This window comes from uncultured Veillonella sp. (assembly GCF_963534045.1).
GTDB lineage: Bacteria > Bacillota > Negativicutes > Veillonellales > Veillonellaceae > Veillonella.
On record NZ_CAUSQT010000056.1, the window covers coordinates 1 to 6425 of the forward strand.

The 6425-nt window shown below is 40.5% G+C and carries 6 protein-coding genes; 5 read left to right on the plus strand and 1 reads right to left on the minus strand.

Annotated elements, in window-relative coordinates; all coding sequences use genetic code 11:
* Window positions 1-299: 299 nt before the first annotated feature.
* The gene (locus RYP29_RS07720; RefSeq protein WP_311532932.1) at window positions 300-1052 is read right to left on the minus strand and encodes a methionine synthase; all 753 of its coding nucleotides are present in this window, start codon (window positions 1050-1052) and stop codon (window positions 300-302) included.
* 455 nt (window positions 1053-1507) lie between these two features.
* Between RYP29_RS07720 and RYP29_RS07725 the strand changes: the two genes are divergently transcribed.
* The 5 genes from RYP29_RS07725 (at window position 1508) to RYP29_RS07745 (ending at window position 6191) form a co-directional block, all read left to right on the plus strand.
* Entirely contained in the window at window positions 1508-2281 is a 774-nt protein-coding gene (locus RYP29_RS07725) for a ParA family protein (RefSeq protein ID WP_302411762.1), read from the plus strand.
* Window positions 2282-2417: 136 nt separating this feature from the next.
* On the plus strand, window positions 2418-3329 hold the full coding sequence (locus RYP29_RS07730; RefSeq protein ID WP_311532935.1) for a ParB/RepB/Spo0J family partition protein: 912 nt from the start codon (window positions 2418-2420) through the stop codon (window positions 3327-3329).
* Window positions 3329-4645, plus strand: coding sequence for a [FeFe] hydrogenase H-cluster maturation GTPase HydF (gene hydF, locus RYP29_RS07735; RefSeq protein WP_311532937.1), 1317 nt, complete (start codon window positions 3329-3331; stop codon window positions 4643-4645). The genes RYP29_RS07730 and hydF overlap by 1 nt, the downstream gene beginning before the upstream one ends.
* A complete protein-coding gene (locus tag RYP29_RS07740) occupies window positions 4639-5160 on the plus strand; it encodes a DUF4446 family protein (protein ID WP_016476263.1) in 522 nt (173 codons plus the stop codon). The genes hydF and RYP29_RS07740 overlap by 7 nt, the downstream gene beginning before the upstream one ends.
* A 53-nt stretch (window positions 5161-5213) precedes the next feature.
* On the plus strand, window positions 5214-6191 hold the full coding sequence (locus RYP29_RS07745) for a M23 family metallopeptidase (protein WP_311532940.1): 978 nt from the start codon (window positions 5214-5216) through the stop codon (window positions 6189-6191).
* Window positions 6192-6425 lie beyond the last annotated feature (234 nt).

Genomic DNA, 6425 nt, shown 5'->3' on the forward strand with positions numbered 1-6425 from the left:
TTGGAGCATTGTACCCATAGCGCCGTCAAAAATGTACATGTGAATCATCCTTTATGTATTGGAATGTAGGTCGCCAAGGACATTCGCCCTCCACCGCCTTAACGGTCGTCGACCGAGGGCCTAGACCTGGCAAAGTCTGTCTCAGAACCTTGGTGACCTACATTCCAATTATTAATACTATAAATAGATTGTTTCACGTGAAACATTTTTTGCTTGCACATGGGTACAATTGTACAGAATGGGTACAATTGTACGGATGTACAAGGTGATGTTTCACGTGAAACATTGTGTGTTAAATATTATTCTGTTGGTTGTGCTTTCATAGATATACCAGATGTTTCAGCTGTTGTTTTGCTTGTTTCTGGCTTTGGAGTTACCGCTTTTTCTGGAAGTTTTCTTGATTGGCAATCTTTTTGTGAGCAAGAGCTGCAACCGCGTTTTGTTGTTAAGCATTGATCGCCTGGCATTAAACCAATAATAGCTGTTACAGATTTTCTTGGGAATAACAAGTAATTTTCAGTAACTTGTAGACCGATTTGTTCAGTTTTGATGATTTTACCAAGTTGTGGTTGAATTTCTAAAGGCCAGTTGCCATAGCCAGGGCTAAAACGCCATGTAGGTGCATAGCCTTGTTTTTTAGCAATGTTATTAATAACCTCGTTAACTTGGTCAGCCACTTGTTCAACTGCAGTTGTTGCTGCCGCATCTAGCAATAGGCCTACGGTGTAGTTGCCTTGTTTGAATAATTGTTCACTACGTCTTTCAACGTCTTCGCCGACCGTTACACCTAGCACATACACCTTTGTAGATTTTTCAAGGTGCTTTTCAATGATAGAGCCTTCAATTTTGAGTGGCGGATTACTTAGGATAACTTTGTTTTCCGCATCGTAATCATATTCTTGGTAGACACCCTTTGGTGTCGCTAATAATTGAATTTCTTTACAAGCTTCGTCGACGAATTTTTCTGGAAAATCTTCGGCATGACGGAGTCCTGCATATCGCTTTACTTCATCTTTGTTGATGACGGGAAGCATTCCGTTATAAATGGGCATGAGAAACGCCTCCTTTAATAAAATAGATTTTCTGGTTAAAATGTTAAACCTATTAAAATACTGTCTTTTATAAGTATAAATATATCTATATATACTGTAAAGGCTATAGCTTCATATAATTTATTAAGGTGCGTCCATAGAAAAAAGTTATATGTGATTATTTATGTCCGGTGGCGTAAGTTAGCACAGACATAATACGTAGTCAAATTAAATTATAGTAACTAAAACTATAGTAAATAAAACTATAGTAAATAAATCTATAGTAAATAAAATTATGAAATATTATCTGTTAATAAGAACGTATTTTTTTGTGATTGTTTCACGTGAAACATTCTAATATGTTTTTAGATTTTGTTTGAAAAACGATGTTAACACCTATAAAGTTCTATTTCTTTTGCGTGCCCTATGTTATAATGAAATGAAATATTTTTGAACGTAAAGTCGAGGTGAATTTTGTGGGCAAAGTAATAGCTATTACTAATCAAAAAGGCGGTGTAGGCAAGACTACAACATCTGTTAATCTCAGTGCTTGTTTAGCTGATGCAGGCAAAAAGGTGTTGTTAATAGATTTGGATCCGCAGGGTAATGCTAGTTCTGGATTAGGCATTGAAAAAGATGATTTAGAATTATGTATTCACGATGTATTGATAGATGGTGAAGACATCGCTAATGTGATTCAACCTACAATGCTTAAAAAGCTTTTTGTAGCGCCTGCAACGATTCAATTGGCTGGTGCTGAGGTAGAATTAGTAGGGATTGTTTCACGTGAAACAATTTTAAAAAAATCCATTGCTTCTGTACGCGATGAGTATGATTTTATCATCATTGATTGTCCGCCATCACTTGGTTTGCTAACATTGAATGCTTTCACAGCGGCAGATAGCGTACTAATTCCTATTCAAACTGAGTTTTACGCATTGGAAGGTGTTAGCCAACTCGTTAAGACGATTACTATCGTGCAACAAACTTCTAATAAAGACCTCGTAATTGAAGGTGTGTTACTCACCATGTTTGATGGACGTACTAATTTGTCTGTCCAAGTGGCAGATGAGGTGAAATCGTTCTTTGGTACTAAGGTGTATAAAACAATTATTCCTCGAAATGTTCGCCTCAGTGAAGCACCAAGTTATGGGGAACCGATTATTGTGTATGATCCGAAATCAAAGGGTGCGGCTGTTTACACTAAATTAGCTAAAGAGGTTATTCGAGATTCAAAGAAGGCAAAATAAGGTAGTATACATACTAAATATAATGGTATTACCTATAACAATATTATAATTATGTAATGTAAGCACAAACTGTATATTGGTTTGTGCTGCATTTTATATATGCGGTGTGAAAGTACTAATAGATTGGGGAATTATTATGGCGATGAAACAGAAAAAGGAACGAAAAACATTAGCAGCAATGATGGGCGAACAGTCCATAGAAACGGCTTTGCCTGAACGTGAAATTCACGAATTGCCTATAGGGGATGTAATTCCTAATGAGGATCAACCACGTAAGAATTTTGATGAACAAAGTTTAGCTACTTTGGCTGAATCTATTAAAAATTTAGGTATTTTCCAACCAATCGTTGTGCGCAAACAAAAGGATAAATACCAAATCGTAGCCGGTGAGCGTCGTTATCGCGCTGCTTTAATGGTAGGCTTAGAAACAGTTCCTGTAGTTGTAAAAAACTATAATACAGAGGAAATGACAGAAGTCGCTTTGGTAGAAAATTTACAACGTGAAGGTTTAGACCCAATCGAAGAAGCTTTGGCCTATCAAGGGTTGATGAATACATATAAACAAACACAAGAAATGATTTCCGCACGCCTTGGCCGCAGCCGTTCTTATATTGCCAATATGATGCGCCTTTTAAAACTAGCAGCATCTGTACAAAAGGACTTAATTGAAGGTGATTTGACCGTTGGTCAAGCACGCCCTTTGTTGGCTTTACGTAGTGCGGCGCAACAAGTTGAGGCTGCAGAGCGCATTAAAGAGGGCGAATTAAGTGCCCGTCAAGCAGAGCAGCTCGTAAAAGCGATGATGTCTAAAAAGACAAAGTCCAAAGAAGCTGCGGAACCTCATAATACAGCTGAGGTTCGTGCATTAGTTGACCGTTTAAAATTGAGCTTAGGGTCTCCAGTATCTATCAAATTCCGAGCTGGTAAAAAGGTACAAGGTAAGATTGAGATTGCCTTTAGCTCTGAAACTGAATTAGAACGCCTTATTGCGTATATGGATGCTCAAGAGAGCACAGATGATGAAGAAACAATGGAGTTTCGCGTATAATGGAACAAACACCAAAGGCTAACCGCGTTCACATCGGTTTTTTTGGCCGTTGTAATGCTGGTAAGTCGACCTTAATTAATATGCTAACGGATCAACCTGTATCCCTCGTGTCTGAGGTGGCAGGTACTACGACCGATCCTGTTAGCAAATCTATGGAAATATTGCCCTTAGGTCCCGTGGTTATTACCGATACGGCGGGTATTGACGATACATCCGAATTGGGCGCTCTTCGCATTGAAAAATCCGAAGAGGTTATTAAAAAAATCAATCTCGCTGTCTATGTATTGCGCGATGACGAAGTGACAACGGCTGATGATATGATGTGGCTTAATAAATTGAAACAAAATAATGTGCCTATTGCATTATTTATCAATGAAATTAATGGCTCTCATGGTGAAAGTACTAGTGCCAATCAAAATTGCGCTAATGAAAGTACTTCTAATGAAAGTATTTCCGATAAAAGTGATGGTGCACATCAAGATTATGTAGATACATACCCTGAATTGGCGGCTATTGCTACTGTCGTAGGCTCTACAGACTTTACATCGAATCGTGACCGCCTTACATTGCTTGATTTGCTAGGCGGTTTAACCCCGCTCGATGTAGAAGGTGAGCAATCATTGTTGCAGGGGTTAGTTGATCCTGGGGATACTATCATTTTGGTATGTCCTATTGACTCAGCGGCGCCAAAGGGTAGGTTGATTTTGCCTCAAGTACAGACAATTCGCGAAATTTTGGACCATAAAGGCCTTGCCTTGGTGTGCCAAACAGAAGAACTACCGACCATGCTCAGTAAGCTTTCACAAAAACCAAAACTCGTCATCACCGACTCGCAAGCCTTTGAGGCGGTGAATGCGTTGACGCCTGCTGACATTCCTTTAACATCATTCTCTATATTGATGGCGCGGTTCAAGGGTAAGTTACAGGATTTGGTGACGGGGGTGAAAGCCCTTAACAACTTAAAACCAGGTGCTCGCGTGCTCATCAGTGAAGGGTGCACACATCGTCGCCAATGCGATGATATTGGAACTGTTAAAATTCCGATGTGGCTTAAAAAGAAGGGACATACTGGTTTACAGCTTGAATTTACTAGTGGTGGCGCATTTCCTAAGGATGTAAGCGGTTATGATCTCATCATCCATTGTGGAGCGTGTATGTTGACGCGGCGCGAGGTGTTACGTCGCATCGATTGTGCCGTTGTGCAAGGTACGCCTATTGTGAATTATGGTGTACTTATTGCGTCATTACATGGTATACTAGAACGTGCTATTAGTCCGTTTATGGACGAATTAGATAGAAAGGGTTTTGAATGTTAGAATCTATACAACCCTATATCGGTGTATTAGGATGCGCATTAGCCGTTATTTTATTGGTATATTGCATCATCCTTCACATTAGATTGGGGAGCTTAACGAAGAAGTTCAATTTCTTCATGCAAGGTGAAAATGGGGCTAGCCTAGAACGTAAACTTTCAGTAGAAATCACTGAAATTCGCGAGGCCGCAAAGGGATTGCAGGATATGATTGAGGAACAAACTCAAATTCGCAATATCCAAGGCAATACATTGCAAAAAATCGGCTTTAAGAAGTATAATGCATTTGATAACATCGGCAACGATTTGTCCTTTGCCCTTACATTGCTTGACGGCAATAATAATGGGGTTTGCATTTCCAGTATCTATGGCCGAAATGACTCTCGTATTTTCAGCAAACCGATTGTGAAAGGTAAAAGTCTCGTTAATCTTTCACAAGAGGAATTGGAAAGTTTAAACGAAGCGCTTGGGGAACGTACGAATGAGGAAGCGTTAGCGAGCGTTATCCATTCTCAATAGGCAAATCTCTATGCCGTGTTCGCATAGAATGCACATGCATGATGAATTGAGGAATGATTAAAAGTAAGGAAGGCATTTTGAAAGTACCAAGTATTTTGAGTTCTGTAGTGTCTCAGAATGGTGAAAATTGCACCATTACATTGAGTCATAAACAAGCGAAGATCGTAGCCGTAGTAGCTATTGTCTTATTTGTAGCAGCACTTGTTTTATCCATTTGGGGCATTGCACGACAAGCAGAAATCGTTCAATTGCGTCAACAAACACAATTGCAAACAGAACAATTAAAACTGTTACAACAAAAAACAGAAGTGTTGGATAAGAAAATCCAAAACTTGAATCAAATTAGTGAAGAAAACAAACAAATGTTGAAGGGTGCTGAGTCTGGCACGCCATCTCAAGGTGGTAGCGATGGTTCTGACCCAAAGCAGGAAGCCGCTAGCGATGAGACTAGTCCCACGCTAAGTGCGGCGCAACTTTCAGCAAGACTATCTAAATTAGATAAGGATGCACAAAAATTATTAGTTAGCTTCTACACGATGCGCAACATCTTGCGTGACGGTGGGGCTCAAGACATTGCTGCATTGCAACAATTGAACTACACCACAGGTTCTGGTGGCTATACGAATAGTACAACACCAAGCATCTGGCCAAGCAAGGGCGTTATTACATCACCTTATGGTAGCCGTGTCGATCCTGTGACTGGCGCTGCTAGCGCATTCCACGAAGGTGTCGATATCGCCGATGATTACGGCACACCTATTGTTGCTACCGCAGCGGGTACCGTAACATTTGCGGGCTACACCGAAGGCGGTTATGGCAACCTCGTAGAAATTGACCATGGCAACGGATTTGTGACCCGCTATGGCCATAATAGCGCCGTTCTCGTTACACCGGGCATGACCGTTAAACAAGGCCAAGTTATTGCCGTTATGGGCAGTACTGGTAAAAGTACTGGCGCACACGTACACTACGAAGTGCGAATTAATGGGTCCGCGGTTGATCCAATGGTATTTTTGCCAATTAGTAATTAAATACGCTATAAGACGGGATACCCCCTGTTCGAAAGCCGACACGCTACTGCGCTTACGCGGAGCCCGAAGTCGTTTTCGAACAGGGGGCATCCCTTTTTGCGTATTATTAATTACTAAAATGGCGGGATAGGGGAGGCTACTGCGCTACGCGGAGCCAGACGTTGTATATATGTCTTATTAAAAATAGAACAGGCGTGTACTAATTCCAGGGACCTAGTATATGAGTCTAAAAAA